General features: G+C 69.4%; 24 protein-coding genes and 1 pseudogene. 12 read left to right on the top strand and 13 right to left on the bottom strand.

What is annotated here, in order from left to right; all coding sequences use genetic code 11:
- Positions 1-1,260 (bottom strand): chromate efflux transporter, encoded by a 1,260-nt coding sequence (gene chrA / locus ACN6O8_RS08340; protein ID WP_427990584.1) that lies wholly within the window; start codon positions 1,258-1,260, stop codon positions 1-3.
- A gap of 257 nt (positions 1,261-1,517) precedes the next feature.
- On the opposite strand from chrA, the gene ACN6O8_RS08335 reads away from it, so the two are divergent.
- Positions 1,518-2,828: an ATP-binding protein gene (locus ACN6O8_RS08335; protein WP_427990583.1), complete on the top strand. Its 1,311-nt coding sequence runs from the start codon at positions 1,518-1,520 to the stop codon at positions 2,826-2,828.
- Positions 2,829-2,845: 17 nt separating this feature from the next.
- On the opposite strand, the gene ACN6O8_RS08330 is transcribed toward ACN6O8_RS08335, so the two are convergent.
- Positions 2,846-4,429, bottom strand: a complete 1,584-nt coding sequence (locus ACN6O8_RS08330; RefSeq protein ID WP_427990582.1) for a TerC family protein — start codon at positions 4,427-4,429, stop codon at positions 2,846-2,848.
- 746 nt (positions 4,430-5,175) lie between these two features.
- Here ACN6O8_RS08330 and ACN6O8_RS08325 point away from each other — a divergent pair.
- From ACN6O8_RS08325 to ACN6O8_RS08310, 4 genes are all read left to right on the top strand, one after another.
- Entirely contained in the window at positions 5,176-5,532 is a 357-nt protein-coding gene (locus tag ACN6O8_RS08325; protein ID WP_427990581.1) for a hypothetical protein, read from the top strand.
- A 212-nt stretch (positions 5,533-5,744) separates the two neighbouring features.
- The gene (locus ACN6O8_RS08320) at positions 5,745-6,458 is read left to right on the top strand and encodes an MgtC/SapB family protein (RefSeq protein ID WP_427990580.1); all 714 of its coding nucleotides are present in this window, start codon (positions 5,745-5,747) and stop codon (positions 6,456-6,458) included.
- A 77-nt stretch (positions 6,459-6,535) separates the two neighbouring features.
- Positions 6,536-6,937, top strand: a complete 402-nt coding sequence (locus ACN6O8_RS08315) for a DUF2946 family protein (RefSeq protein WP_427990579.1) — start codon at positions 6,536-6,538, stop codon at positions 6,935-6,937.
- 49 nt (positions 6,938-6,986) lie between these two features.
- The gene (locus ACN6O8_RS08310) at positions 6,987-9,146 is read left to right on the top strand and encodes a TonB-dependent receptor (protein ID WP_427990578.1); all 2,160 of its coding nucleotides are present in this window, start codon (positions 6,987-6,989) and stop codon (positions 9,144-9,146) included.
- A gap of 1 nt (position 9,147) precedes the next feature.
- Here ACN6O8_RS08310 and ACN6O8_RS08305 read toward each other — a convergent pair whose 3' ends face one another.
- The 3 genes from ACN6O8_RS08305 to ACN6O8_RS08295 form a co-directional block, all read right to left on the bottom strand.
- Positions 9,148-10,251, bottom strand: coding sequence for a DUF748 domain-containing protein (locus tag ACN6O8_RS08305; protein WP_427990577.1), 1,104 nt, complete (start codon positions 10,249-10,251; stop codon positions 9,148-9,150).
- Between the two features lie 299 nt (positions 10,252-10,550).
- Positions 10,551-10,733 carry a hypothetical protein gene (locus ACN6O8_RS08300; protein WP_427990576.1) on the bottom strand — a complete coding sequence of 61 codons (183 nt, stop codon included), beginning with the start codon at positions 10,731-10,733 and terminating at the stop codon, positions 10,551-10,553.
- A gap of 165 nt (positions 10,734-10,898) precedes the next feature.
- Positions 10,899-11,804 (bottom strand): EAL domain-containing protein, encoded by a 906-nt coding sequence (locus ACN6O8_RS08295; protein ID WP_427990575.1) that lies wholly within the window; start codon positions 11,802-11,804, stop codon positions 10,899-10,901.
- Between the two features lie 341 nt (positions 11,805-12,145).
- Here ACN6O8_RS08295 and ACN6O8_RS08290 point away from each other — a divergent pair, with 341 nt between their 5' ends.
- Together ACN6O8_RS08290 and ACN6O8_RS08285 are read left to right on the top strand one after the other, a co-directional pair.
- Positions 12,146-14,257, top strand: a complete 2,112-nt coding sequence (locus ACN6O8_RS08290; protein ID WP_427990574.1) for an FUSC family protein — start codon at positions 12,146-12,148, stop codon at positions 14,255-14,257.
- Positions 14,258-14,373: 116 nt separating this feature from the next.
- Positions 14,374-15,210 carry a universal stress protein gene (locus tag ACN6O8_RS08285; protein WP_427990573.1) on the top strand — a complete coding sequence of 279 codons (837 nt, stop codon included), beginning with the start codon at positions 14,374-14,376 and terminating at the stop codon, positions 15,208-15,210.
- A gap of 19 nt (positions 15,211-15,229) precedes the next feature.
- Here the strand turns inward: ACN6O8_RS08285 and ACN6O8_RS08280 are convergent, their stop codons facing one another.
- The 4 genes and pseudogenes from ACN6O8_RS08280 to ACN6O8_RS08265 all read right to left on the bottom strand — a co-directional run.
- On the bottom strand, positions 15,230-16,171 hold the full coding sequence (locus ACN6O8_RS08280; protein ID WP_427990572.1) for a 2-hydroxyacid dehydrogenase: 942 nt from the start codon (positions 16,169-16,171) through the stop codon (positions 15,230-15,232).
- A 92-nt stretch (positions 16,172-16,263) separates the two neighbouring features.
- Positions 16,264-16,416: a DUF3309 family protein gene (locus ACN6O8_RS08275; protein WP_427990571.1), complete on the bottom strand. Its 153-nt coding sequence runs from the start codon at positions 16,414-16,416 to the stop codon at positions 16,264-16,266.
- Between the two features lie 44 nt (positions 16,417-16,460).
- Positions 16,461-16,622 carry a hypothetical protein gene (locus ACN6O8_RS08270; RefSeq protein ID WP_427990570.1) on the bottom strand — a complete coding sequence of 54 codons (162 nt, stop codon included), beginning with the start codon at positions 16,620-16,622 and terminating at the stop codon, positions 16,461-16,463.
- Between the two features lie 124 nt (positions 16,623-16,746).
- Positions 16,747-16,884 (bottom strand): annotated as a pseudogene (locus ACN6O8_RS08265) (DJ-1/PfpI family protein); the annotation flags it as partial.
- Between the two features lie 375 nt (positions 16,885-17,259).
- Here ACN6O8_RS08265 and ACN6O8_RS08260 point away from each other — a divergent pair.
- Positions 17,260-17,601, top strand: coding sequence for a DUF883 family protein (locus tag ACN6O8_RS08260; protein ID WP_427990569.1), 342 nt, complete (start codon positions 17,260-17,262; stop codon positions 17,599-17,601).
- Between the two features lie 98 nt (positions 17,602-17,699).
- Positions 17,700-17,984 carry a DUF378 domain-containing protein gene (locus tag ACN6O8_RS08255; RefSeq protein ID WP_427990568.1) on the top strand — a complete coding sequence of 95 codons (285 nt, stop codon included), beginning with the start codon at positions 17,700-17,702 and terminating at the stop codon, positions 17,982-17,984.
- Positions 17,985-17,988: 4 nt separating this feature from the next.
- Here the strand turns inward: ACN6O8_RS08255 and ACN6O8_RS08250 are convergent, their stop codons facing one another.
- Positions 17,989-18,255 (bottom strand): hypothetical protein, encoded by a 267-nt coding sequence (locus tag ACN6O8_RS08250; protein WP_427990567.1) that lies wholly within the window; start codon positions 18,253-18,255, stop codon positions 17,989-17,991.
- 148 nt (positions 18,256-18,403) lie between these two features.
- Here ACN6O8_RS08250 and ACN6O8_RS08245 point away from each other — a divergent pair, with 148 nt between their 5' ends.
- Positions 18,404-18,799, top strand: a complete 396-nt coding sequence (locus tag ACN6O8_RS08245) for a hypothetical protein (RefSeq protein WP_427990566.1) — start codon at positions 18,404-18,406, stop codon at positions 18,797-18,799.
- 22 nt (positions 18,800-18,821) lie between these two features.
- Here ACN6O8_RS08245 and ACN6O8_RS08240 read toward each other — a convergent pair whose 3' ends face one another.
- Positions 18,822-20,192, bottom strand: a complete 1,371-nt coding sequence (locus tag ACN6O8_RS08240) for a sigma-54-dependent transcriptional regulator (RefSeq protein ID WP_427990565.1) — start codon at positions 20,190-20,192, stop codon at positions 18,822-18,824.
- Positions 20,193-20,367: 175 nt separating this feature from the next.
- On the opposite strand from ACN6O8_RS08240, the gene ACN6O8_RS08235 reads away from it, so the two are divergent.
- Both ACN6O8_RS08235 and ACN6O8_RS08230 read left to right on the top strand, forming a co-directional pair.
- Positions 20,368-21,315: a sigma-54 interaction domain-containing protein gene (locus ACN6O8_RS08235; RefSeq protein WP_427990564.1), complete on the top strand. Its 948-nt coding sequence runs from the start codon at positions 20,368-20,370 to the stop codon at positions 21,313-21,315.
- A gap of 216 nt (positions 21,316-21,531) precedes the next feature.
- Positions 21,532-22,968, top strand: coding sequence for an RNA polymerase factor sigma-54 (locus ACN6O8_RS08230; protein WP_427990688.1), 1,437 nt, complete (start codon positions 21,532-21,534; stop codon positions 22,966-22,968).
- Between the two features lie 76 nt (positions 22,969-23,044).
- Here ACN6O8_RS08230 and ACN6O8_RS08225 read toward each other — a convergent pair whose 3' ends face one another.
- Together ACN6O8_RS08225 and ACN6O8_RS08220 are read right to left on the bottom strand one after the other, a co-directional pair.
- Positions 23,045-23,395: a hypothetical protein gene (locus ACN6O8_RS08225; RefSeq protein ID WP_427990563.1), complete on the bottom strand. Its 351-nt coding sequence runs from the start codon at positions 23,393-23,395 to the stop codon at positions 23,045-23,047.
- A gap of 125 nt (positions 23,396-23,520) precedes the next feature.
- Positions 23,521-26,532: a PAS domain S-box protein gene (locus ACN6O8_RS08220; protein ID WP_427990562.1), complete on the bottom strand. Its 3,012-nt coding sequence runs from the start codon at positions 26,530-26,532 to the stop codon at positions 23,521-23,523.
- Positions 26,533-26,571: the final 39 nt, after the last annotated feature.

Here is a 26,571-nt window from a genome sequence, read left to right as displayed (position 1 = left end):
TCAGGTCAGCCAGCCCAGCGCCCAGCCGCCGCCGGCGGCGGCCAGCACCACCCACAGCGGCGACCAACGCGCATAGACCAGCAGGCCGAACAGCGCCAGCGCCAGCGCGAAGTCCGCCTTGCCCAGGATCGCCTGGGTCCAGACCGGGTCGTACAACGCCGCCAGCAGGATGCCGACCACGGCGGCGTTCACGCCCGCCACCATGTTGCGCACGCCGGGGCGCCGTCGCAGGCTTTCCCAGAACGGCAGGGCCCCCGCCACCAGCAGCGCGCCCGGCAGGAAGATGGCCAGCAGCATGAGCAGGCCGCCAGCCCAGCCCGACAGCGGGCCCGACGAGGCCGCGCCAAGGAACGCGGCAAAGGTGAACAGGGGCCCGGGCATCGCCTGGGCGACGCCGTAGCCGGCCAGGAAATCCGCCCCGGACAGCATGCCGCCGCCGACCGCGGCCGTTTCCAGCAGCGGCAGCACCACGTGGCCGCCGCCGAACACCAGCGCGCCGGCCCGGTAAAAGCCCGCCAGTTGCGCCGCCAGCGGCATGCCCGACAGGTGGGCCCAAAGCGGCAGCGCCGCCAGCAGCAGTCCGAACAGCGCCAGGCAGGCATAGCCGGCGTCGCGTGACATGCCCGGCGTCCGATTCGCCAGCAGGGGCCGCGGCGGCACCTGCAGCAGTGCCGCGCCGGCCACCGCGCCCAGCAGGATGGCGGCCACCTGCCCCACGCTGGTGGGCAGCGCCACCGTGATCAAGGCCGCGACGATCGCCAGCCCGGCGCGCGGCCGGTCCGGACAGAGCGAGCGGCCCATGCCCCACACCGCCTGGGCGATGACCGCCACGGCCGCTACCTTCAGGCCATGTACCGCCGGCGCGGCCGCCAGCCCGCCAAACCGCGCCAGCCCCAGGCCCAGCAGGATCATCGCCAGCGCCGAAGGCAGCGTGAACGCCAGCCAGGCGGCCAGCATGCCGGGCCACCCCGCCCGTCTCAGCCCCAGGGCCATGCCGACCTGGCTGCTGGCCGGCCCGGGCAGGAATTGGCATAGCGCGACCAGGTCGGAAAAGGCGTAGTCGTCGAGCCAGCGGCGGCGGTCGACGAACTCCACGCGGAAATAGGCCAGGTGGGCCACCGGCCCGCCAAAGGCGGTCAACCCCAGGCGCAGGAAGGCCAGGAATACCTCCAGACACGTGCCGCGCGCGGCCGGCGCGGCCTCGCTGGCGGCGGCAGTACTGGCGACGCGTTCATCATGGAAAGGCGGTTGCTGCGGCATGGGGAAGAGACATTGGAATCGGCTGGCGTCCGGCGAATCGCGGCACGCCATCAGTCAAGCTTATAGCCGGGCGACGCCGCCGTTTCAATCGTCCGGCGGCATGGGCGCGGACCCGCCAGTGCATGAATTTTCACAATTTCCATACAAATCCCGTCGGATCGCTGCCACCGGGCTCTGTAGCCTACCGCAGCCGGCCGCGATGGAGCGGCGCGCCCGGACGGCAGCTGTGCGGCCCCCGCGCCCACAGGAATGCCCGCATGCTCAAGTTCACGATCCGAATTTTCGTGGTCGCCGCCATTGCCTATATTGCCGCCTCGCAGCTGGTCAACCGCAGCCTGGGCTATCTGCTCGACTCCGTCAGCGCCGACCTGTCCTATCAAGCCGTGCGCGGCCAGATGTACGCCCTGCACAAGGAGCTGGATCCGATCGCGCCGGAATCCCGCGCGGCCTTCATCCGCGACGCCCTGCGGCCCCATTACGGCTTGGAGCTGAAGCTGGTGACGCCCGAGCGCATCGAGGCCACCGAGCAGGAAAAAGAGGATCTGGCCGCGCGCGGCTTCATTATGCGCGACGAGTACAACACCTATCTGGCGCCCTTGCCCGGCGAGCCGCGGCAATGGCTGGAAATGCGCCTGCCCGGCGAGCCGATGCTGGAAAAATGGATTACCTGGGGCGCCTGGCTGGCGCTCAGCATGGTGCTGGCGGTGGTGCTGCTGCTGTTGTGGGCGCTGCCCGTCTGGCGCGACCTGGATGCCCTGCGCAACGCCACGCTGCGGATGGGCCAGGGAGACCTCGGCGTGCGCGCGCGGCTGTCGCATTTCTCCGGTATCCGCCATGTCGGCGAGAGCTTCAACCAGATGGCCGAGCGCATCTCGGCGCTGGTCGAAAACCAGCGCAGCCTGACCAACGCCGTCTCGCACGAACTGCGCACGCCCCTGGCGCGGCTGTCATTCGAGGTCGACCTGCTGGGCCAGGAGAAATTCCAGGCCAGGCGCGACCAGATCCTGCACGACATGCGCGCCGACATCGGCGAGCTGGAGGCCATGGTCGACGAGCTGCTGGTCTATGCGCGGCTGGAACGGCCGACCGACGACATCGTCAAACAGGAAACGGTCGATGTGCGCGACTGGCTGGGCGAGGCGCTGGCGCAGGTGGCCCACCAGGCCGATGCGCGCGGCGTGCTTTGCCAGGTGCGCGACGGCCTGCCGGCCCACGTGCAACTGCATCCGCGCTACATGAGCCGCGCCCTGCTCAACCTGGTGCAGAATGCGGTGCGTTATGCCGCCGGACGCATCGAGATCTCGCTGCGCGGCTGCCCAGCCGGCTACGAGCTGATCGTCGACGACGACGGCCCCGGTGTCGCGCCGGCCGATCGCGAGCGCATCTTTGAACCGTTCATCCGCCTGGACGAAAGCCGCGATCGCGGCACCGGCGGCGCCGGCCTCGGCCTGGCCATCGTCAAGCGCGTCGCCGCCGGCCACCAAGGCACGATCGAAGTGTGCGATAGCCCGTTGGGCGGCGCCCGCTTCATACTGCGCTGGCGGTCGGCGCCGGTCGCGGTGGATTGATTGCCGGCGCCGCCCTGTCATTGCGCGGCCGTTTCGCCCATGACCTCGGCTGTCCTGCGCGCGTGGATCTGGTCGATGCGCCGGCCGTCGCGACGGGTGATTTCGAAGCGCCAGTCACGCCACGCAATCACATCGCCGGTGTCGGGAATGCGGCCTTCGGCGCGCAGCAGCCGGCCGGCCAGCGTAGCGTCGTCGGCGCCATCGGCCAGCTCCGCCGCGTCCAGCACGCGCGCCGCCTCGGCCAGCGCCAGGCGGCCGTCCAGCAGCCACGAGCCATCCGACAACTGCAATGCCTCGGGCGGCGCGCCGCTGTGCTCGGGCAGCTCACCGGCCACCGCGGTCAGCACGTCCAGCGGCGTCACCAGCCCTTCGCAGACACCGTGCTCGTCCACCACGATCAGCATGTGGTCGCGCGAGGCGCGCAGTTCCTCCAGTACCTTGAGCACCGGCGTGGTTTCCATCACATAGCGCGGCTGGCGCGCCCGTTCCACCAGGTCGATCGGGCCGGGATTGCGCAGCAACGGCAGCACGTCCTTGAAGTGCAGCACGCCCAGCACGTTGGCCGGATCGCCGGCGCACAACGGCAGGCGCGAGTGGCCCGAGGCGAACTTGCGCACGATCTGCTCGGGCGTGTCGGTCACGTCCAGCCAGACCATGTCGCCGCGCGCCACCATGATGGCGCGCACGTCGTGCGCGCCGATCGCCAGCACGCGCTCGATCATCGAGCTTTCCTCGGGCGCGAACGCCGGCTCGTCACCGGCGCTGTCCACCAGCGCCACCACGTCGTCGGCCTGCGGCGACGCCGGGCCGCCACGGCCGGCGCGCAACAGCCGCAGCACCGCCTGCGCGGTCCGCTGGCGGCGGCCCAGGGCATGCGTGCCCTTGGCCCGATTGCGGCGCGCGAGCTGGTTGCACAGCTCGATCAGGATCGAGAAGCCGATCGCGGCATACAGGTAGCCCTTGGGCACGTGAAAACCCAGGCCCTCGGCCACCAGGCTGAAGCCGATCATCAGCAGCAGGCCCAGGCACAGGATCACCACGGTCGGATGGCGCGCCACGAAGCCCATCAGCGGGCGGCTGGCCAGCATCATCACGGCCATCGCCACGACCACCGCGATCATCATAATGCTCAGGTCCTGCACCATGCCGACCGCCGTGATCACCGAGTCCAGCGAGAACACCGCGTCCAGCACCACGATCTGCAGGATCACCTGCCAGAACACCGCGTGCTGCACCTTCTGGCCAGCCTCGTGGCCACTGCTGCCCTCGACCCGCTCGTGCAGTTCCATGGTGCCCTTGAACAACAGGAACAGACCGCCCAGGATCAGGATCAGGTCGCGCCCCGAGATTTCGGCGCCCAGCACCGTGAACAGCGGCGCGGTCAGCGTCACTACCCAGGCGATACTGGCCAGCAGCCCCAGGCGCATCACCATGGCCAGCGTCAGGCCGATCATGCGGGCGCGGTTGCGCTGCGTCGGCGGCAGCTTGTCGGCCAGGATGGCGATGAACACCAGGTTGTCGATACCCAGCACGATTTCAAGAATGACCAGCGTCGCCAGGCCTAGCCAGGCGGTCGGGTCGGACATCCACTCGAAGATCATCAACGTTCCACTAGAAGGTTCGGACGCGGACGCGCGCACGCGTGCGGCAGCCCGGGGGCTGTCGCGGGGGACAGACAGGAAAAGAACGGTTCAGCGCCGCCGTCCCGAAGAACCGGGGCGCGGGCCAGGCAACGTGCCGGCGGCGCGCGTCCGCCGATGGGGGGGTGGGCGCGGCGGTGAGATCGTGGGGAACCGGCCAGGAAAGGCCGCACGCCGGAAGCCGGCTGGGAGGGGGGATCGGGCGCCGCTGCGGCAGCGGCGCCCGACTAGGAGGCGGGTCGTCGGTCATAGATGGCGAAACCGTCGGCGCTTGCCGGGCAAGCGCTGGCGGCGAGTTCCGCCGTGCTCTCATTCTTTCAGGAAGCTGAATATTAGCTGAAAGGAAAAAAAGAGAAAACACCGGCCGCCGATCCTGCCGCATCGGCCAATTTGTTCTTGGTGTTTTCCCTGATGCCTTTCTATAATTGCGGCACTTTCAACCACCCCGAGATCATTGTGGACAACGACGGATGTAGTCGATACACGACTGCTTGCGCCGCTTGACGCAGGATCCGCAGAGTTTTCTGCCGAGTCCTGCGTAAAGCCAGGACACGGCCATCCGGCTCCGGCAGCCCCGCTGCCCCGGCCCGGGCCCTTCCCGAAACCGCTTTGCCGACGCGAACCGCGCGCTTTGTTGCGCCCGTACCGTGCCGGATCGGCGGCGCATGCATGTGGACTTTTCCACCGTACTCCCCCTGGAGACGATCATGCGCATCAAGAAATTCCTGCCCTTCCTGGATGGCGCGGCCCCCCTGCGCGGCGCCGCCACCCGCCCTGCCCGCCCGACCTACCAGATCACCATCGTCGGCATGGCCGACACCCTCAACGCGCTGCGCAAACAGCTCTATCAGGAGCTGCAGGCCCTCGATCTGCCCGTGCTGAATGTGCGCGTCTCGCGCCCGGACGCCGCCCGGCTGGCCAGCGCCACGGTCACGCTGCAATGCCCGCCGCAGGCGCGCGCCCTGCTCAGCGCCATCGCGCTGCGGCTGGGCCAGCGCCCCGACGTGCGCCGGGTGCACTGGGAAACCGAAGACGGCGCCCGCATCGCGGTACTGCCGGCCTGAGCGGCGGCAAGGAGACTGTCATGAAAGACCCGTACAAATGCCTGCTCGTCGCGCGGGTGGCGGCCTTGCTGCTGCTCTGGGTGCTGGCGTTCATCCTGACCGCCGCTTCCGTCTGGCAACTGCCCTGACCCCTGCGCTCGGGCGCGCATGCCGGCCGCCGCGGCGGCGCGCCGCCGCCTCCCACACAACACGCTGACCCCGGGAATAACAAGATGAAGAACTTCGAGAACATCCAACTGCTGACGCTGGCCAACACCCTGATCAGCCTGGCCACCGCCTTCGTGCTCGGCTCGGTCGTGGGCTTCGAGCGCCAGTACCGCCAGCGCACCGCGGGCCTGCGCACCAATGCGCTGGTGGCGGTGGGCGCGGCCATCTTCGTGGACATGGCGTTCCGCGTCGGCGGCCCCGATGGCGGCGCGCGCGTGATCTCCTACGTCGTGTCGGGCGTCGGCTTCCTGGGGGCCGGCGCCATCATGCGCGAAGGCGGTAGCATTCGCGGCCTGAACACCGCCGCCACGCTGTGGGGCTCGGCCGCCATCGGCGCCTGCGCTGGCGCCTCGCTGATCCTCGAAGCCCTGGCGGCGACGGCCTTCGTGCTGGCGGCCAACACGCTGCTGCGGCCGGTGGTCAGCTACATCAACCGCCAGCCGGTCGACGCGCAGACCACCGAAGTCACCACCGTGATCCACGTCATTGCCCGGCTCGACCAGCGCCAGGCCGCCATGACCGTGCTCGAAGACGTGCTGGAAGCGGAGCAGTTGCCGCTGTCTGAGCTGAAGATCGACCAGTTCGGCGAAAACGAGGTCGAGATCGAGGCGGCCCTGAGCGAGGCCTCGGTGGACGAACTCGACCTGGACCGCGTAACCGCGCGCATTGCCGCCGCGCCCGGCGTGCGCACCGCATTCTGGGCAGCGCGCACGGTGTAGCCCGGCGCGCGCCCGCCGGCCTGATGGCAGGTGTGAGTTTTCTTTCAGGGCGGCAGGCCCTAGAATGGGCGCCGATCATGCGCCGCCGCCCGCTCCTTGTCCGCAACGCCGCCAGCCTCTGGCTGGTGCTGGCGTTGTTCGCGCTCAAGGCGCTGGTGCCGCCGGGCTTCATGCCCGCGACTCAGCAGCGCGGCACGCTGATCCAGTTGTGTTCGGCCGCCGGCCCTGTCTGGGTGGCCGGCCCCGCCCGGCATGACGAGGCCCCGGACGAGCGCCATGCGGCCCAGGCCGCGACCTGCCCCATGGGGGCCCTGCTGGCCGTGGTGGCGTTGCCGCCGTCGCTCGCACTGCTACTGGCCGTGGGCGCGGTCATGGCCCATCCGCTGGCCGCGCGCGCCCCGCCGGCTGTCGCCGACGGCTTCCCGCCCGGCCCGCCGCTGGGTGCGCGCGCCCCGCCCGCCCTCCCGGTATCCCGCTGATCGCTGTGCCGCGCCCGCGCGCGGCTCCCTTGGCTTACCGAGAATTTCCATGTTTCTTTCCTACCCCAGGACGCGCCGCGTCCTGCCCCGGCGCGCGGCCGTCTGGACCGCGCTCGCGTTCGCGCCCGCCCTGCACGCCCAGTCCTCTCTCGCCGCCGTGGCGCCGGATGGCGTCGCCACCCTGCCGGCCATCGCCGTCGCCGGTGAAACCACCCCGGCCACCCTGCTGGAGCAAGCCAGCACCGGCACGCTGTTGGGACTCACGCCGCTGGAGACGCCGGCCAGCCTCGACATCCTGAGCAACGAACAACTGCGCGAGCGCGGCGCTGTCACCGTCACCGACGCCATCACGCAGGCGGCCGGCATCAGTACGCTGCGCCATCCCGGCAACGGCGGTTCGTCGCTGTCCTCGCGCGGCTTCACCGATTCGAATTCGGTGGCGATGCTGTATGACGGCGTGCGCCAGTTCGGTGGCGTCGGCCAGACCTTCATCTACGATCCCTGGGCCGTCGACCGCATCGAAGTCCTGCGCGGCCCGGCCTCGGTGCTGTACGGCGAGGGCGCCATCGGCGGCGTGGTCAACGTGATTCCCAAGAAGCCCACCCGCGGCCCGGTCGAGAACGAGCTGCAGGCCACCGTCGGCAGCCACGACACCCAGCGGCTGGGCTTGGGCAGCGGCGGCGCGCTGGACGAAAAATGGTCGTACCGGCTCGACCTCAGCGGCAACCACAGCGACTCGGGCATCAGCCTGGGCGACTCGCGCGACCTGGCCGTCACGGCGGCGCTGCGCCTGGACGTGTCGCCCGAGCTGAACTTCACGCTGACCCAGGCCTATGCCTGGCAGGCGCCGACGCGCTACTTCGGCACGCCGCTGGTCGATGGCGACATCGACTACCGCCTGCGCGGCAAGAACTACAACGTGGCCGACAGCAAGATCATCTACCGCGACAGCCGCACCGAGCTGAAGGCGGAATGGACGCCCAATCCCGCCACGCGCGTGCGCAGCCGCGTCTACTACATCGGCAGCGACCGCGACTACCGCGATGCCGAGAACTACACCTGGCAAGCCGCCACCGGCCTGATCCAGCGCAGTGCCTACACCGACATCCGCCACGACCAGCAACAGGTCGGCGCCATCACCGACGCCAGCTTCGACGGCCACCTGTTCGGCCTGGCCAACAAGGTGGCCGTGGGCGTCGAACTGAACCGCGCCTCGCTCAAGCACACCAATAACTCGCCCTACGCGGGCACCTCGCTGGTCGATCCCTACGATGTCGACCATGGCCGCTTCATCAACGTGGCGGGCACCACGCCGCGCTACCGCAACACTGCCGGACAGTACGCGCTGTTCGCCGAAAACCGGCTGATGCTGACTCGCCGCTGGTCGGTGCTGGGCGGGGTGCGCTACGACCACATCGACCTGAAGCGGCGCGACCTGGTGGCCGGCCGGACCGCGTTCGACACCACCTTCAACAATGTCGGCTGGCGCATCGGCACGGTCTACGAACTGCTGCCGACCCTGTCCGTCTACGGCCAGTACGCCGAGGCCGCCGACCCCATCGGCAGCCTGTTGCTGCTGTCGCCCGCCAACAAGGACTTCGAGCTGTCCAAGGGGCGCCAGATCGAGGTCGGCGTCAAGCAGGCGTTCTGGGACAACAAGGGCCAATGGACGCTGGCGGCCTATCACATCCGCAAGAACAACCTGGTGACGCGCGACCCGAACGATCCGGCGCTGCGCATCCAGGTGGGCGAGCAATCGTCGCGCGGCCTGGAGGCGACGCTGGCGGTGGCGCTGACGCCGGCCTGGCGCGTGGATCTGAACGCCGCCGTGCTGCGAGCGCGCTATGACGACTTCAGCGAATCGGTCAACGGCGCGGCCGTGTCGCGCGCCGGCAATGTGCCAACCGACGTGCCGCAACGCGTCGCCAACGCCTGGGTCAGCTGGAAGTTCGCGCCGCAATGGACGGCCAGCGCCGGGCTGCGCTATGTCGGCAAACGCTACGCGGACGCGGCCAACCGGCTGGAAATGGCGGGCTACACCACCACCAACCTGGCCCTGCAATGGGAACCGCGCCGCGATCTGACGCTGGCGTTGCGGGCATTCAATCTGTTCGACCGCAAGTACGCCGAAACCGCCTACTACAACCAGACCCAATGGTTGCTGGGTGAAGGCCGGCGGGTGGAACTGGGCGCCAACTACCGCTTCTGACTCATGGGTTGAACAGATCGGAAATCGCGTCGCCCAGGTCTTTCACCGCGCCGGCCACCCCGCCGGCCGCGCCTTCGGCCCCCACGCCGATGGCGTGGCCGAAACCGCGCGCGATCTGGGCGGCGAATCCGCGCGAGGCCGAGAACTTGGGGTTGTCGAGGCTGCCGGCCAACGTGAAGTCCATGCGCAGCGTGCCATGGCGGTCTTGCAGCGCGGCCAGCACGGCCTTGCGCGGCAGCGAGAACAACGAGCCGTCGCCGCTGAACTTCAGATCGCGCAGGGCCACCGTGCCCGAGGCGTGCAACTGCCGCTTGGCGATGGTGGTGCGCATGTCCAGATCCATGGCGCCGCCCGTGAGCGAGCCGGCGCCGTTCTCGGCCAGGTAGGGCGCGGCGTAGCGGATGTCCATATTGCGCACCGCCACCGTCATGTCGGCGTCGCTGCCGCCGACCTCGACCGCGCCGCTGGCCCGCACCGTGGCCGCGCCGACCCGGTTCTCGCGCACCGAGCCCTGGAATTCCATGTCGCTGCGCTGGCCGTTGGCCGGCAGCGCCAGCGGCCGCAGGCTTGCCGTGACCTTGTCGAAGGGAATCCGGTGCGGCGGCCTGGCGATGGCGGCATCGATGAATTCGAGCCGGCCGCCGTCCAGGATGATTTCGTCGGCGCGAATAGGAGAACGCGGCTGCGTGGCCGCGTCACCGCCATGAGCCTCGCGCAAGGCCGCCCGCAACGCGGGCGCGATCTGCATATCGCCCTCATCGCCGCGCACCACCGCGAAATCGAAGTCCTGCACCGTGATCCGGCGGAACACGGTTTCCCGGCCGAACAACGAGCCCCATTCGGGTTCGGCCACCACGCGCCCGGCGCGGGCCGGCTGCGCGCCGTCGGCGCCGGCGATCCTCACATCGGTCAAGACCACATCGCGCCATCCCAGGCTGACCTGGCCCACCAGGGCGCGCGGGCCCAACAGGGCGGCGATGCGCTGTTCGGCCGCCTGCTTGCCCGCGACCCCCAGCACCGCCAACAGCACGGCGGCCAGCGCGAGGATCGCCGGCAGCCGGCCCGCGAATGACCGGCGGCGCGGTGGGGGGGAAGGGTCGAGCATGGCGTATCCCGTTTGACGATGGCCGGCGCGCGGTCACGCACCGGGAGCCGGCCGCCGGGGCGATGGCGGCCGGCCCAGCCCTGCACCTTAGCGAGCGTCCCGCGCCGGCGCAAGCCGGACGGCCTGACCGGTGCGCAGCCACCCCGGCGGGATCCGCCCCGCCGGCCGGCGTGCGAACACGGCGCGTGCGGATGCGACAGTGCCCGCGCGGAGCGATCCACGCGGGCACTGTCGCCCCTCACCCTGCCCCGAACGCTGGCAAAGCCGCCACGTGGGCCGGGCGCCGGGCCGTCAGCGCCTCAGCGCTGCGGTTGCGAGCGTTGGCCCTGACCGGGCTGCTGGCCCGGATTGCGGTTCTTGTCCACCTGTTGGCCACCCTGGCCGGGTTGCTGCTGCTCCGGCGGGTTGCGATCCGGCGGGGGCTCCTGGGATTGCTGTTTCTGCGGCTGCTTGTGCTGGTCGGGCTGATTCGGGTTTGCCATGGCAAGTCTCCTATTCGGCGGAACCATTCCGCCAACGATGGCTCAGCAATCGCCGTGCCTGCAGCGGCTGCGCTGGACGCGCGGGCCGCGGGCCGTCCCGTCACCGGTAAATTCAGGATCTGCCGGCCAGAAAGGCGCCGCCATGCCGTGACGCCTGACCCGCCCTCACTGCGTGGTGACGTGCGCCGGCAGGCCGGTCTCGGCGTCCTGCGGGTCAAACGCATCCAGCCAGGCCGAGGCGTAACTGGCGGGCGCCGCCAGCGGTTCGCCACGGTCGCGCTGAACCCGCAGGCGCATCAGCAGGTCGTCCAGCAGCATCGGCCGGCCCAAGGCGTAGCCCTGACCGTAGCGGCAGCCGGCGGCACGCAGGGCGGGAACGTCCGCCACGTTCTCGACCCCTTCGGCCACCACCCGCCACCCCATCCGCGTGGCCAGTTCGGCCGCGGTGCGCAGGATCTCGAAGGCCACCGCGCTGCGGCGCATGCGGGTGACGAAATACTGGTCGATCTTGACCTCGGACAAGGGAATCGCCGACAGCAATTTCAGCGACGCATGGCCGGTGCCGAAATCGTCCAGGCTGACCTCGCAGCCCGCCTCTTCCAGTTTCGCCAACCTGGCGCGCAACACGTCCAGTTCGCGGATCGGCTGGTCTTCGGTCAGTTCGACCCGCAGCAGCGAGGCCGGCAGTTCGGCGGCATGGATGCGCGCCAGCAGGAAATCGACCGCGCGCTCGTCCGACAGCGTCGAGGCCGGCGCATTGATCGCCACCGGAATCGCCATGCCGGCGCGCCGCATGGTCTGCAGCATGTCGATGACGCGTTGCGCGACGCGTTCGAACAGGGTGCGATCCAGCCCGAGCCGGTTGACGGCGGGAATGAATTCGGCCGGCATGACGATGCCCAGCCGCGGATGTTGCCAGCGCGCGAGCGCCTCGGCCGACACGATGCGGCCGGTCAGCAGATCCACCTGGGGTTGCAGCAGCACCCGCAGGCCGTCTTTGCCGGTAATCATGGCGGCGACTTCATCGTCGCTCACCACCGAGCTCGTGGAAGCCTCGTGGGTTGGCGTCATGTGTTCGCTCCTGGCGTGCCTCGATCTACGGCCTGCGCTGTCCGGGCGCAGTGCGAGGCACAATGGACATGAGTATTCACATACGGCGGCGTCTAGGCTTGCCGCGCCGGTGCACTCCCCAGCTTTTGATCGCCTCTGTTTTTTTAGGCGATTTTGGCCATTTACTCCAGGCAATTGTGCGCGCTTGCGGCGTCAAAGTCACACATATGTAACCAGTGGTATTCATCGACGTGAATTCATTAAAACCGCAATATTCGGACGTTCCAACGAATCGCCGGAGTGTTGCCTTGTCGACATGGTAGCGTTGCGACTTTTCCGTCCCTCGCCTGACCCACATTCGCGTGACTACCCTGCTATCGCGCTGGCGCCTTGCGCTGCGCCACGTCCTCTGGCTGGACGCCCTGCAAGCCGCCGCCATCAGCGCCGCGCCCGTTATTCTGGCTGTGCTGGCGCACGAACCCCGGCTGGGCTGGACCGCCATCGCCGCCTTCTGGGCCTGTTTCGGCGACCCCGGCGGGCCCTTGCGCCAGCGCGCCGGCTCGATGCTCGCGCTGGGGCTGATCGGCGCGCTGTTCTGCCTGCTGGCCAGCGCCAGCGCCAACCACCTGTGGCTGCTGTTGCCGCTGACCTTTGTGTGCTGCACGTTCGGCGGCCTGTTGCGCGTGCTCGGCCCGGCCGCCGCCATCGTCGGCACCCTGCTGTCGGCCGGCTTCGTGGTGGCGGCGGAGCTGCCGGCGCCGACGCTGGCGGCCAGCCTGTCGTACACGCTGTTCTTCGTGGCCGGCGCGCTGTGGGCCATCCTGATGACCGCGCTGGTCTGGCGCCGCCGCCCCTGGAAGGACGCGACGCATGCGGTGGCCCATTGCTATCGCGGCCTGGCCGATTTCGCCGATGCGCTGGCGCGCATGTATTCCGGCCTGGCCCCGGCCGCCGGGCCGCAGGCCTGGAGCGCCGTCACCCGGCCCCAGCGCAGCGGCGTGCGCGCCGCGCTGGAAGCGGCCCGGATCCGCATCGGCGAGGTCCAGGATGCGCGGCCATCGCGGCGCGCGCGCGCCCAGCAATTGTTCTATCTGCTCGACAGCGCCGAAGACAGCTTCATCGCCCTGGTGGCGGCGGCCGATCTGCTGGAGTCGAATGCGCCACGCTGGCTCGGCCGCGCCGCCGGCGCCAACCTGTCGCACGCCTTCCACCGCTACGCCAGCGTCGCCAACGCCATCGCCAGCACGTCGGACGTCAGCGATCCGCGCCAGGCCGAATGCCTGCGCGAACGCCTGGCGCATTTCGCCGCCGGCCTGCACGAACTGCGTGGCGCCGCCATGGCCCATGCGCCCGACCTGGCCACCATGGTGCCGGTGCTGGACAGGCTGCAGCAGACCGCCCAGGCGGTCAGGCACGCGCTGTTCGACGACGCCGGCGCACCGGCCGCGCCGGCCCTGGCCCGGCGCGTGGATTCGCCCGCGCGGATGGCCTGGCGCAGCCTGCGGCAGAATCTGCGGTTCGAGTCCGATGCCTTTCGCCACGCCCTGCGCGTGGGCATTGGCGCCACCATCGCCGTGGCCCTGTCAAAGACCTTCGCGGTCAACCACGGCTACTGGATGTCGCTGACCCTGGTGTTCATCCTGCAGCCGTATTTCTCGACCACCTGGCAACGCACCATCGAGCGCGTGGTCGGCAGCGTGGCCGGCGCCATTGGCGCCTCGCTGCTCGGGCTGCTGCTGAGCACACCGCTATCGGTGGCCCTGGCCGTGCTGCCGATCGCCCTGGGCACCTTTGCCGCCCGCACCATCCACTACGCGCTGTTCACCTTTTTCCTGACCTCGCAGTTCGTGCTGGTCAGTCACATCCAGCAGCCGGACATCTACGAGCCCATGCTGGCGGCATTGCGCGCCTTCAATAGCGTACTGGGCGGCGTGCTGGCCTTGCTGGTGGGGTTCCTGGTCTGGCCCGAGAAGGAGCCGCGCCAACTGGCCGGCGCGCTCAGCCGCGCCCTTGAGCGGCACGCCGCCTACGTCCGGGCGCTGGCGGGCGCCAAGAGCGGCGCCGGCGCCGCGCAGGACATCGTCGGCCTGCGCCGCCAGGCCTGCCTGTCGGCCGACAATGCCGAAGCCTCGCTGCAACGCCTGCAGCAGAATCCCGTGCATCGGGACCGCAAGGTCGACACCGCGGTCAACCTGCTGAACGCGATGCGGCGTGTCACGGCGGCCGGCACGGTGCTGGAAATCCAGCCCGCCCTGCCGCCGGACAGCACGGCGGCATCGGCCCTGCGCGACTATGGCCAGACGCTGGCGCACGCGCTGCATCCGCAGGAACCCACGCCCGCGGCCGACATCCGCCACCTGGGAATGCCGGCGGCGCTCGCCGCCGCCGCGCCCGCGCTGGCCGGGCCGCTGGAGCGCATCGCGCAACAGGCGCGCCAGGTGCGGCAGTTGCGCGACCGAGTGCAACAGTCCTGACCCGGCCCCGCGCTTGCGGCGACCCCGCCTAACTGCGGGGCGCTTGACGCGCATCAAGGGGCCACGGCCGGGAACGCGCAACGATGGAGGCCTGTCGCGCACAAAAGGAGGCCGCCATGTATCGCCGCATTTCCGTCCACCTGGATCACGGATTCGATTGCCCCCGCCGCACCCGCGTGGCGCTGGCCCTGGCCAAGCGCCATCAGGCCGAACTGGTCGGCATCTACGCCAGCTCGGCGCCGCCGCAGTATTACTATGGCGAATCGGTGTTGCTCTCGCGCACGCTCAGTGTCATCCGCGACCTGCAGACGCAGAATCGCAGCTCGGTGCAGAACGCCTTCCTGGAGGCGGCCGCCGCGCTCGACGTGCCGGCCACGGTGCGCGCCGCCGACGGAACGCCCAGCGCCTGCGTGGCGCTGATCGGCCGTACCAGCGATCTGGTGGTCGTGAGCCAGGAAAACCGCGACGACGTCGAAGCCGCGCACGAGGTCGAGTTCGTCGAACAGACGTTGCTGAGCGCTGGCCGGCCGGTGCTGGTGGTGCCCTCCAGCGGCGAATTCCCGGTCATCGGCGAACGCGTGCTGTATTGCTGGGACGGCAGCCGCGAAGCCGCCCGCGCGCTGGCCGACGCGGCCCCGCTGCTACGCACGGCCTCGCACCTGGTGGTGCTGACCATGGACGAAGGCGCCGCCTCCCGCAAGGAGGCCTCGGTGCCGTTCGAAGACCTGTCCACCTATTGCATCGCCCAGGGCATGCCGGCGCCCGACCACGTGCGGCGCGACATCAAGGGCGTGGGCGTGGGCAGCACCATCTTGAACGCCGCGGCCGACCACAGCGCCGACCTGATCGTCATGGGCGCCTATGGCCACAGCAAGCTGCGCGAATGGGCGATGGGCGGCGCCACCGCCTCGATCCTCCAGAGCATGACCGTGCCGATCATGTTCTCGCACTGAGGCCGGCCTTTCCCGGGCTTCAGCCTGGCGGCACTGGCGTCAACAGCGGCCTGCCGGCGAAATGCGCGCTGGCGTTGTCCAGGAACAACGCCACCGTCGCCGCAACGGCCTCCGGCGAGCGGCCCGCGCTGTGCGGCGTCAGCACCACGTTGTCCAGGCCGAACAGCGCCGGCGGCAACTCCGGCTCGCCCTCGACCACGTCCAGGCCGGCGCCGGCGATGCGGCGGCCGGCCAGGGCGGCGATCAGCGCCTCGGTATCGACCACGCTGCCTCGGGCGATGTTCACCAGATAGCCTTGCGGCCCGAGCGCATCGAGCACCGCCGCGTCCACCAGATGGCGCGTGCCGGCGCCGCCCGGTGTCGCCACCACCAGGAAGTCGCTGGCCTCGGCCAGGGCGCGCGGACTGTCGTGATACGCGTAGCCACAGTCGGGACGCACCCGCCGGTTGTAGTAGCCGACCGTCATGCCAAAGCCCAGAGCGCCGCGCCGCGCGATCTCCCGCCCGATGGTGCCCAAGCCCAGGATGCCCAGGCGCTTGCCCGAGACCTGCGGCCCCATGAAACCGCTCCAGTGTCCCTGCCGCACCCAGGCATCGGCCTGCGGCAGGCGGCGCGCCGCGCCCAGCAGCAGCGCCATGGCGTGATCCGCCACCGATGTGGCGTTGGCGCCGGGCCCGTGCGTCACGTGCACGCCGCGCGCGCGGGCGGCGGCCACGTCGATATTCTCGTAGCCCACGCCCAGTGAACAGATCAGCTCCAGCTTCGGCAACGCGGCCATCTCGTGCGCGTGAAAACCGGTGGCGCCGCGCGTGAGCACCACGCGGATCTCGTCGGCGTGGTCGCGGATCGCCTGGGCGCGGGCGGCGGCGGTGGCGGCAAGAATGCAGCGAAAACCGCGCGCTTCGATCGCGGGCACGAAATCGTGCACGCTGTCTATCAGTATCAGGAGGGGGATGGACATGTTGCTGCGGATTGGAAGCGGAAAGTGACGCATGGCGCCAAAAAAGATGCCGCCAGATCTTACGCCTCGCTACCACCGCGCGCCACCCGCCGCTACAAGCGTCCGGTCAACAGCAGCACGATCAACACGATCAGCACGATTCCCAGCAGACCGCTGGGGTAATAGCCCCACCCCCGGCTGTAGGGCCAGGCGGGCACCGCGCCGACAAGCAGCAGGATGAGGACGATCAACAGGATGGTAGACATGATGGCTCCGGTTTTTCTTGATGCGGGGACTGGCGCGGCCCCAGTCAATGGGCCGGGGACAGCGTTTCCTTGGTGGACGGGTCGAGCGGCGGCAGATCCACTTCCGGCTCATCGGTATCCGGATCGACCGGCAGGTCGCCCGGTGGCGAACCCGGCGGTATCGGCTCCGGCTTGGGCGGGACATGCAAATACAGAGGTTCAGACATGGCGTTCTCCTGTAAAACTACCTATTGCGCGGCCGGCACATTCCGGCTTCGCGCTCCGCTACACCATGGCGGCGTCCTGGGGGCTGGCAAGCAGACCCTAGGGACGCGCCGGCGCCAACCCACGCTACAGCTCGCGGTCGAAGGCGGGAATGTCGTCCCGCTTGCGGCGGCTGATCCCGCGGCCGTCCAGCACCACTTCCTCGTCCACCCATTCCGCGCCGGCATTGCGCAGATCGTCCTGCAGCGAGGGCCAGCTTGTCAGTCAGTACCACCTGCTCGAAGCCATCCACCACCAGGAGGCGACAGTCAAGTCCCGTAGTGTCTTGGTCATGCGCAACTCCCGGGTTGCGTCGAAATCCCTCTCAGCAAGCGGCGTGCCCGGGCGCGTTTGCGGTGTGCGGGCGCGGCGCTTGCCGGGGGCCGGCCAACCCGCAAGCAATGAACATGGCGCCCCAAATTGCAAGCGGATGTGCCAAGGCGCGCAGGGATGCGGGTTCCTGGGTAAAACGAACATTCACAACGCGATGCAATGCAAGACCCTGGCCCAGGCCGATACGTGCCAGCCTTTTCCCATGTGCCGCGCCCCAAGCGGAGCGCGGCCATGTTTTCGCCAACGCAGACTCCAGGAGGTACCCACATGGCCAACAACCAGACTCCCCTGCCCTCGGACTTCCCCGAAAACGGCGCCGATGAGCGCGGCGCGCGCCGCCGCCGGCGCCATCCGGAAATCTGGATCGACGAGTTGGAAGCAACCCTGAGCGACACCGCCGCCACCGACCTGGAAACCCTCAAGGCGCGCCTGGCCGAGCAGTTGCGCGACACCCGCCACAGCCTGCGCGAAGCCTCCGACAGCGCGCAGGACATGGTGCGCGAGACCATCGACTGCACCGAGCAGTACATCCATGCCCGTCCGTGGCAGGCCATCGGCCTGGTCGCCGGCGCCGCCTTCCTGTTCGGCGTGGTGGTCGGCCGCCAGTAGGCCCGGCGCGCGAGCCGGCCCCGCGCCGGGCCGCGCCCGCGGCCGGGGCACGCGGCTTGCTGAGGGGCTCCCCGTCTCGGCTCACGGGCAGGAAAAACATGCACACCTACGACAAAGAAGACATCGCCGTCGCGAACGCCAGCGCCACGCGCGCGCGCGACGGCCTGGAGCAACATCCTGGCCTGCGGCCGCTGGACTGGATGGCGCTGATCGTGCTGGTGACCGGCGGCCTGAATTGCGGCCTCATCGCCGCCGTGAACCTCGACGTGTTCAGCCGGATGCTGCCCTGGCCGGCGGCGGCACGCGTTGCCTACGGGCTCGTGGGCCTGGCGGCGCTGCATTGCGTCGTGCTGCTGTGCCGGCTGGCGGCCGACGACGCCTGAACCGTCAGGCCTGGCCTGAATTCCCGGGCGCGCGGGTGCCGGGATACTGGCCGCCCTCTTCATATTCCGGGCCTTGCGGATGCGCACGCTTATCGGCGCCGCGCCGCGGCGTGGGCGCCTGCTCCTGGCCCGGCTGGTCCGCGCCGAACTTGCCGCTCCGGTGGGCGGCGTCGCTATCGCTGCGGGGCGTATCGGCCTTGCCCGCCGGCGGCGCAGCGGCGGGACGTCGCCCGGCGTCGGCGGCGGATGCGGGGGTGTCGGATTTACTCATGTCGTCGGATCTCCAGATATGCGCTGCCCTCGGCAACGTCGTGACGGCCTGGCACGCCGCAATTGCCGTGCCTGGCGCGACGGGCACGGCAATTGCTCAGCGCCGGTGCGTGGCCACTCTCGGGCCATGCCTATCCAAGGAGCCATCCATGAATCTGTCCAAGATCCGCCTGTCCACCACGCTCGTGCCTGCCGCCGCCCTGTGCCTGGCGACGCTCGCCCTGCCCGCTGCCGCGCAAACGTCCGCGGGCGCCGCGCCGGTGCGCAGCAACGAGCAGATCGATAACCAGTACAAAATGGACAAGCAGCAGTGCGACGCCATGAAAGGCAACCAGAAGGACGTCTGTCTGAAGCAGGCCGAAGCCACGCGCGACAAGGCGAAGGCCGACGCCAAGGCCGGCAAGGAAAAGGCCGAGGCCAATCATGACGCGGCCAAGGCGCGCAACGATGCCGACTACAAGGTCGGCAAGGAGAAATGCGATGCCCTGTCGGGCAACGCCAAGGATGCGTGCATGGCCGACCTGAAGACGCGCCACGGCAAGTAAACCCGCGGGCGGCGGCCGCCCGTCAGGGCGCGCCGTCCGGCCGTGCCTCGCCAGGCAGCGCATAGCCCGCCGCCGCGTATTCCTCCAGGCGGTTGTATAGCGTCTTGGGGCTGATGCCGAGGATGGCGGCGGCCTGCTTCTTGACGCCCTTGCAACGCTGCAGCGTTGCAAGGATCAGGCGGCGATCGGCCTGCGCCAGGGTTTCGCCGACGGGCAGGCTGACCTGTCCGCCCGCGAGGTCGCCGCTGGGCGAGACCTGCGGCGCCAACAGGTCGGCGTCCAGCTCGTCGCCCTCGGCCATGATGAAGGCGCGGCGCACGAAATTCTTCAGTTCGCGCACGTTGCCGGGCCATTCGTATTGCGCCAGCGTCGCCGCCGCGTTGGCCGAAAACACCTTCGCGCGGCCGGCTTCCTCGTTCTGCGCCTGCAGAAAACGGTCGGCCAGGAACAGGATATCCTCGCCCCGTTCGCGCAGGGGCGGCAATTGCAGCGGAAACACATTGAGGCGGTAGTACAGGTCTTCGCGCAGCTTGCCTTCCTGCACCGCCTGCTCGGGGTTGCGGTTGGTGGCGGCAATGATGCGGATGTCGCAACCGATCTCGCGATTGGTGCCGACCCGCATGAAGTGGCCCGTTTCCAGCACCCGCAGCAGTTTCACTTGCAGATCCAGCGGCATCTCGGTGACTTCGTCCAGAAACAGCGTGCCGCCATCGGCACGCTCGAAGTAGCCCTTGTGCTGGCGGTCGGCGCCGGTGAAACTGCCACGCTCGTGCCCGAACATCTCGCTTTCGATCAGGTGCGGCGAAATCGCGCCGCAGTTGACGGCGATGAACGGCCGCTGGCGCCGCGCGCTCAGCTCATGCACGGCATGCGCCGCCAGCTCCTTGCCGGTGCCGCTTTCACCGATCAGCAGCACGGTGACGTCGGTGGGCGCGACGCGCCCGATCTGGCGGTACAACTCGCGCATCGGCGCCGACGAGCCGTACATCTTGCCAAAGCGCCCGGGTCCCTCGAACGGCATGCCCGCCGGCTCCGCGCCGGAATTGGACAGGATGCGCGCCATGATCTCGTTCAGGCGCTCCATGCAGATCGGCTTGACCAGGTAGTCGGTGGCCCCGAGCCGCAACGCCTGCACCGCATTGTCCACGGTGCCGTGGCCGGTCATCACCACGACCTCGGCGCTGGCCACGGCAACGTTCTTGAAAATGTCCATGCCGCTGCCCTCGGGCAGGCGCACATCCGTCAAGACCAGGTCGGGCGCCTGACGCTCGGCCTGGATCATGGCATCCTTCACACTGGCGGCCAGCGCCACCGAGAAGCCGCTGTCGCGTCCGATCTCGGCCAGTGTCTCGCGGATGGCATCGTCGTCATCGACGATCAACAGATGAGGCATGGAATCTCCTGGGGCCGTGAGCCGGGCAAGGGGCCCCGCTACCTGTGCGGCCACGCTTGAGCATAGCGAAGCTGGCGCGATTTGGCGTAAACATTCGATACGATGCACTAAAGTTTGCGATTACTTGCAACTCGTCGCATTCCCGGCCTGCCCAGCCCTCTACGATGGCAGCACTATGAATGTCTCCGGCCTGTCTCCCGTGATGCAAAAGCTGGCCACCCAGGTGCGCCTGGCCGCCGACACCGATGCCAGCGTGTTCATCGTCGGCGAAAGCGGCGCGGGCAAGGAAGTGGTGGCGCGCGCCATCCACGAGGCCAGCGACCGCGCCGCCAAGCCGTTCATTGCCGTCAACTGCGGCGCCATCAGCGGCTCATTGGCCCACGCCGAACTGTTCGGTCACGAGAAAGGCAGTTTCACCGGCGCGGTGGCGCAGAATGCGGGCTACTTCGAATCGGCCAGCGGCGGCACCCTGTTCCTGGACGAAGTCACCGAAATGTCGCCCGACATGCAGGTGCATTTCCTGCGGGTGCTCGAAACCGGGACTTACCAGCGCGTGGGCGGCACCGACCTGCTGCGCGCCAACGTCCGCATCGTATGCGCCAGCAACCGCGATCCGGCCGCGTCGGTGGCCGATGGCCGGCTGCGCCAGGACTTCCTGCACCGGCTGCTGGTGATTCCCCTGCGCGTGCCGCCCTTGCGCGAACGCGAGGGCGACGCCGTCATTCTGGCGCGGCACTTCCTGGAGGCGTTGAACCAACGCCACGGCACCCGCAAGACCTTTGCGGCGCGCATGCTGCAGGCCATCGCCCGGCATGACTGGCCGGGCAATGTGCGCGAACTGCGCAACGCGGTGCAGCGCGCCTACATCCTCTGCGACGACGCGCTCGATGTGGAGCTGCCGCGCGCCCGCGCCACGGCACGCGCCGAGTTCAAGGACGGCGCGCTGAATTTTCCGGTGGGAACCGCGCTGGGCAACGCGCAGCGCGACTTCATCCTGGCGACGCTGGCCCACCATGGCGGCGACAAGCGCCTGGCGGCGCAAACCCTGGGCGTCAGCCTGAAAACGCTTTACAACCGATTGGACGTCTACGAGAAGGACGCGGGCGGCTCAGCCGCCGCCTGACCCCCCGCGCGGCCGCCAGACCAGCCGCCGGCCGCTGTCTGCGCCACCCTGCCGGCCGGGCAATATTTACCGTTCCCTTGTAATCCCGCCCGCTCTGGCGCGCGGGCCCGCCGCGCCGGCGCCCCGCATGGCGGGCAGGCATGGATTTTGCGTCGTACAAGAAATATGCCGCCATTCCGGCGGCTCCCATTGCGGGAGAGTTTCTTGGGACACCCGATGCAGGAATTGCGCTTGCGCCAGCAGATGACGCTGGCGCCCCGGCTGCAGCAATCGGTCAAGCTGCTGCAGATGTCGGCGCTGGAATTCACCACGGCGGTGGAGCTGGCGCTGGCCAGCAACCCCTTCCTGGAAGAAGTCCAGGAGCAAGCAGCGGACCCGGCCGATCGCCCCGATAGCGGCCCCCACCCGGCCGCCGGCCCCGCTGCGGCGCAGGCGCCGGCCACGACCTCCAGCGCCGCGGCCGAAGATGCCCCGCCCGCCACGCCGGAATACGCCGGCGACTACCCGGCGCCCGCCCGTCACGACGGTGATGACCGCGACCTGAGCCAATGGGTCAGCGCCCCGGTCTCGATGCGCGAAAAGCTGTCATTGGACTTGGGCAACTATCGCCTCGGCCCGCGCGACCGGCTGCTGGCGGAGTTCATCATCGACGCGCTCGACGAGGACGGCTATTTGCGCACGCCGCTGGCCAGCCTGTGCGACACCCTTAGCCCGGACTTCGTGCCGCCGCCCGCCGACAGCGAATGGCTGGCGGCGCTGCGCCTGGTACAGCAACTGGATGCGCCCGGACTGGGCGCGCGCGACTTGCAGGAATGCCTGGCCTTGCAATTGGAGGCGGCGCCTGGCCTGAGCAGTTCCTTGCGGACGCTGGCCTTGCGCATCGTGCGCGAGCAGCTCGACCGGCTCGCCAAGAACGACAGCGCCGGCCTGCGGCGCGTGCTCGATTGCGCCGAGGATGCGCTGCGCGACGCCTGCGCGCTGATCCGGGGTCTCGATCCCAAGCCGGGCCGGCGCTACGACGCCCAGGCGCCGGCCTATGTGGTGCCCGACGTGTTCGTCGACAAATGGCGCTCGCGCTGGCGCGTGCTGCCGAACCGCGGCGCCATGCCGCAGGCGCGCCTGCACCAGCTCTACGCCGACCTGTTCCGGCGCGCGCGGCTGGACGACCGCAGCCCCATGGCGCAAGAGCTGCAGGAGGCGCGCTGGCTGGTGCGCAATGTGGAGCAGCGCTACAGCACCATCCAGCGCGTGGCCGAAGCCATCGTCAAGCGCCAGCAGACGTTTTTCGAATACGGCGAGGTGGCGCTGCGGCCGCTCATGCTCAAGGAAGTCGCCGACGATCTGGATATGCACGAATCGACCGTGTCCCGCGCCACCGTCGGCAAGTACATGGTGACCCCGCGCGGCGTGTTCGAATTCCGCCATTTCTTCTCGCGCGAACTGCCGACCGATTCCGGCGGCACCTGTTCGGCGGCCGCGGTGCGCGCCTTGATCAAGGAATTGATCGAGGCCGAGGATCCCGCCATGCCGTTGTCCGACGTGGCGCTGGCGCAGCAACTCGCCGCCAATGGCATCGTGCTGGCGCGCCGCACGGTGTCGAAGTACCGCGGCCAGTTGCGCCTGCCGCCTGCCGAACTGCGGCGCGAACACTGATACGGCCCAATAAGACACTGCCGGCGGACCTGGCATGTGCGCCGGCAGTGCTAGGGCGGGCCTCAGGCCGTCAGGCTCACTTGCTGCCGCCGCTATTCGGATAGCCCGGAGGCGGCGTGGCGCCGGCCGCCGGGGTGCGCGGCACGTTGTCATTGGCTTCCTTATGCCGGTTGGGCATCTCGCCGCCACGCTTGTCGGATGACGGCGGGTTGTGCTTGTCCAGGCTCGGCGGCGTGCTCGGCGTATTGGGCGCGGCGTTCGGCGCCGGCGCGGCCTGGCCCGGCGGCACCGGCCGGTTGGGCTGCACCGCGGTGCCGTCGTTCGGCGTGGTGGATGGCGCCGTGGGGCTGGCGGATTGGGCCCAGGCGGCACTTCCGCCCAGGCTGGCGGCGATGGCGATGGCATAGGTCAAGGCACGGATTTTCATGGGTCACTCTCCTTGTTGGGGTTGCCCTGTTCCCACAGCAACCCCCGTGCCTGCAGGCCTCTGCCGCGCGCGCCGCGCCGCGGTCGGCAATTTTTACAGCCTCTGGCAACGGCGCCACGCGGCATTCAGCGCCGCCCTGCGCCGAGCCGCGCCGCGTCCACGTCCAGCCCTTCCGGCTCCAGCATCCGCTGCACGCGTTCGGCCAAGGCGTCGAGCGCAAATGGCTTGACGATCAGTTCCATGCCGCTGCCCAGAAAGCCCGAGCCGCGCGCCGCGCTTTCGGCGTAGCCGGTCATCAGCAGCACGTTCAGGCCGGGGTGGATGGCGCGCGCGGCATCGGCCAGTTGGCGGCCATTCAGGCCCGGCAGGCCGACGTCGGTGACCAGCAGGTCGAGGCTGGCGATGGCTCGCAACCGTTCCAGGCCGGCATCGCCATCGCCGGCCGTGACGACCTGCATACCCAGTTCGGCCAGGCATTCGCACACCATCTCGCGCACATTGGCGTCGTCCTCCACCACCAGCACCACCGCCTGGCGCGCCGGCTCCGCCCGTGACCCGGACGGCGGCGCGGGCATGGCCACGCGGGCGGGCACGCCGTCATAACGCGGCAGGAAGATCCTGACCGATGTGCCCTTGCCCACCTTGCTGTCCAGCGTCACGATGCCGCCGGCCTGCTTGGCAAAGCCATAGATCATCGACAGGCCCAGTCCGGTGCCTTCGCCCAGCGGCTTGGTGGTGAAGAATGGATCGAAGGCGTGGATGAGCACGTCGGGAGTCATGCCGCAGCCCTCGTCCGTCACGCGCACTTCCACGAAGCCGCCCGGCTGCACGCCGGGATAGGGCCGCAGGAATGCCGGATCCAGGCGCGTGTTCAGCGCCGCCACCGTCAGGCGGCCGCCATCGGGCATGGCATCGCAGGCATTGATCACCAGGTTCAACAGGGCGTTCTCGAACTGATTGCGGTCGCAGCGCACCGGCCACAAGTCCGGGTCCAGGTCGAACACCAAGGACACGCCTTCACCGGTGTAGCGATGGAACAGATCGACCATGGATTGCAGCGTGGTCGCGACGGAAAACGGCTGCGGGTCGATCGGCTGGCGGCGCGAGAACGTCAGCAGGCGCTGGGTCAGATGCGCCGCGCGATTGGCCGAGTCCATGGCCACGCTGACAAAGCGCACGGCCTGCTCCGGCACGCCCGCGGCCAGCTTGCGCTGGATCAGATAGAGCGCCCCGGTGATGCCCTGCAGCATGTTGTTGAAGTCGTGCGCGATGCCGCCCGTCAGGCGTCCGACCGCCTCCATCTTCTGCGCTTGCCGCAAGGCGTGCTCGGTTTCCAGCAACGTCTCGGCCTGCGACTTCAGATCGGTGTCATCGCGCCCGGCCAGGTACAGGCTGTCTTGCGCCCACGACATGCTCCAGGTGATCCACGCGTAGCTGCCGTCGCGCTTGAGCACGCGGTTTTCCAGATGCCGCACGCTCTGCGGCGTATCGGCGCGCCGTGCTTGCGCCAAGGCCTCGCGGGTGACCTCGTAGTCGTCCGGATGGATCTGTTGGCGCAGCCCCATCGCCAGGAATTGCTCCTGTGTCCAGCCCAGGATCGAGCGCACCGCCGGATTGACGCTGGCATAGCGGCCCTGCGCATCGACCACCGCCAGCAACTCGGGCGACAGGCGCCAGATGCGGTCGCGCTCGGCGATGGCGTGTTCCACCCGCTGCTCCAGCATGCGGGCATACTGCGAACGCTCGACCGCGCCGCACAGGCGCTCGGCCACTTCCTCGATGCAGGCCACGTCACCGCGCTTGAGCCGCGTGCCGGGCGCCGGCCGCACCACCAGCGCGCCGCCCTGGCGGCCCCAACGGGCCATCGGCACCATGATCGCCGAGGGCAGAATGTCGCCGTTGGCCTGCCCCAGCAGCGGCTCCAGGAAGGCCGTGCGCGCCTCGCCCAGCGCATCGTGGATGCGCGCCAGCAGGTCGCCGCCCAGGCCCTCGCTGGCGCCCTCGCCCGGCGGTTGCCACAGGCAGGAGACCACCGGCCCGGCCTGCTCGTCCGGCCAGTCCACCACCGCCACCTGGCCCAGCGCCAGGTGCTGACCCAGGCTCTCGCACGCCAGTTGTTCGATCGCCGCCTGCTGCTGCAATTCGCGCATGCGGTCGCCCAGCCCCAGCACGAAGTTCTTGCGGTACTGCCCTTCCCACAGTTCCGCCTCCGCGGCCTTGCGCGCCGTGACATCCAGGAACAACGCCATCATCTGGTTATCGCCTTCGCGGCGCGCGCGCGCTTCGTACCAGGCCGCCCGCGGCGCCGGCACCGCGAACTCGAACTGCGCCGGTTCGCCGGTCTCGACCACCTGCGCGAACGTATCCAGGATCTGGTCGGGCACGCCGGGGATCATCTCGCGCAAGGTGTGGCCCAGCGTATCGCCTTCCTTTCTGCCGCTCTGGCGCTCGAACGCCGGGTTGACCTCGATGAAGCGAAAATCGACGATGCGGCCCTGCGCGTCGCGCAAGGCGTCGCTCAGGAAGAAGGCTTCCTGCATGCCGTCGAACATGGTGCGCCAGCGCTCGCCGCTGCGCCGCAGCGCAGTCTCGGTCAGGTGGCGTTCGATCGCCAGCGCGGCGCTGCGCGTGACCACCGCGATGGCGTTGATATCATCGGCCGAGGGCGTGCGCGGCGTCGCGTAGTAGTTGGAGAACACGCCCAGCAGGCGCCCATCGGGCGCCTTGATCGGTGTCGACCAGCAGGCCCGCAGGCGGTGCGACAACGCCTGGTCGCGCCATGCGGCCCAGGCGGGATGGGTGGCGATGTCTTCGACGTAGACAGGACAGCCCGACGCCGCCGCCATGCCAAACGAAGCCATGTCAGGGCGGATCGGCGCATGATCGACGGCGGCGTTGAATTCACGCGGCAGGCTGGGCGCTGCGCCATGCCGCAGGAATTTGCCGCTGTCATCGACCAGCGCGATCGAGGCGCGCAGGTCGACGCTGGATTGGGCCTCGATGGCGTGCAGCATGTGGCCCAGGACTTCGGCCAGCGGCACGCCGGCGGCGATGCGCTGCAGCATCACGCGCTCGTCCTCGAGCCGCGCGAGCGTATCGGTCCAGGGGTGGGGTACGCGGTCTCGCTGGGTCAGCATGGAATCTCCGGGAGGGTTTCCAGACTGTATTGCGAGCGC

The organism is Achromobacter sp. (assembly GCF_050285565.1).
Classification (GTDB): Bacteria; Pseudomonadota; Gammaproteobacteria; order Burkholderiales; family Burkholderiaceae_B; genus Achromobacter.
This window is presented reverse-complemented; position numbering and strand designations above follow the sequence as displayed.

Bases quoted from the DNA above. Each gene is read 5' to 3' on its own strand.
- ACN6O8_RS08220 (WP_427990562.1), bottom strand. From the start codon at position 26,532: ATGCTGACCCAGCGAGACCGCGTACCCCACCCCTGGACCGATACGCTC.
- ACN6O8_RS08275 (WP_427990571.1), bottom strand. From the start codon at position 16,416: ATGTCTACCATCCTGTTGATCGTCCTCATCCTGCTGCTTGTCGGCGCG.
- ACN6O8_RS08295 (WP_427990575.1), bottom strand. From the start codon at position 11,804: ATGACGCCAACCCACGAGGCTTCCACGAGCTCGGTGGTGAGCGACGAT.
- ACN6O8_RS08315 (WP_427990579.1), top strand. From the start codon at position 6,536: ATGCGCCGCCGCCCGCTCCTTGTCCGCAACGCCGCCAGCCTCTGGCTG.
- ACN6O8_RS08320 (WP_427990580.1), top strand. From the start codon at position 5,745: ATGAAGAACTTCGAGAACATCCAACTGCTGACGCTGGCCAACACCCTG.
- ACN6O8_RS08325 (WP_427990581.1), top strand. From the start codon at position 5,176: ATGCGCATCAAGAAATTCCTGCCCTTCCTGGATGGCGCGGCCCCCCTG.
- ACN6O8_RS08235 (WP_427990564.1), top strand. From the start codon at position 20,368: ATGAATGTCTCCGGCCTGTCTCCCGTGATGCAAAAGCTGGCCACCCAG.
- ACN6O8_RS08240 (WP_427990565.1), bottom strand. From the start codon at position 20,192: ATGCCTCATCTGTTGATCGTCGATGACGACGATGCCATCCGCGAGACA.
- ACN6O8_RS08255 (WP_427990568.1), top strand. From the start codon at position 17,700: ATGCACACCTACGACAAAGAAGACATCGCCGTCGCGAACGCCAGCGCC.
- chrA (WP_427990584.1), bottom strand. From the start codon at position 1,260: ATGCCGCAGCAACCGCCTTTCCATGATGAACGCGTCGCCAGTACTGCC.
- ACN6O8_RS08285 (WP_427990573.1), top strand. From the start codon at position 14,374: ATGTATCGCCGCATTTCCGTCCACCTGGATCACGGATTCGATTGCCCC.
- ACN6O8_RS08270 (WP_427990570.1), bottom strand. From the start codon at position 16,622: ATGTCTGAACCTCTGTATTTGCATGTCCCGCCCAAGCCGGAGCCGATA.
- ACN6O8_RS08245 (WP_427990566.1), top strand. From the start codon at position 18,404: ATGAATCTGTCCAAGATCCGCCTGTCCACCACGCTCGTGCCTGCCGCC.
- ACN6O8_RS08300 (WP_427990576.1), bottom strand. From the start codon at position 10,733: ATGGCAAACCCGAATCAGCCCGACCAGCACAAGCAGCCGCAGAAACAG.
- ACN6O8_RS08330 (WP_427990582.1), bottom strand. From the start codon at position 4,429: ATGATCTTCGAGTGGATGTCCGACCCGACCGCCTGGCTAGGCCTGGCG.
- ACN6O8_RS08305 (WP_427990577.1), bottom strand. From the start codon at position 10,251: ATGCTCGACCCTTCCCCCCCACCGCGCCGCCGGTCATTCGCGGGCCGG.
- ACN6O8_RS08260 (WP_427990569.1), top strand. From the start codon at position 17,260: ATGGCCAACAACCAGACTCCCCTGCCCTCGGACTTCCCCGAAAACGGC.
- ACN6O8_RS08335 (WP_427990583.1), top strand. From the start codon at position 1,518: ATGCTCAAGTTCACGATCCGAATTTTCGTGGTCGCCGCCATTGCCTAT.
- ACN6O8_RS08225 (WP_427990563.1), bottom strand. From the start codon at position 23,395: ATGAAAATCCGTGCCTTGACCTATGCCATCGCCATCGCCGCCAGCCTG.
- ACN6O8_RS08230 (WP_427990688.1), top strand. From the start codon at position 21,532: ATGCAGGAATTGCGCTTGCGCCAGCAGATGACGCTGGCGCCCCGGCTG.
- ACN6O8_RS08250 (WP_427990567.1), bottom strand. From the start codon at position 18,255: ATGAGTAAATCCGACACCCCCGCATCCGCCGCCGACGCCGGGCGACGT.
- ACN6O8_RS08310 (WP_427990578.1), top strand. From the start codon at position 6,987: ATGTTTCTTTCCTACCCCAGGACGCGCCGCGTCCTGCCCCGGCGCGCG.
- ACN6O8_RS08280 (WP_427990572.1), bottom strand. From the start codon at position 16,171: ATGTCCATCCCCCTCCTGATACTGATAGACAGCGTGCACGATTTCGTG.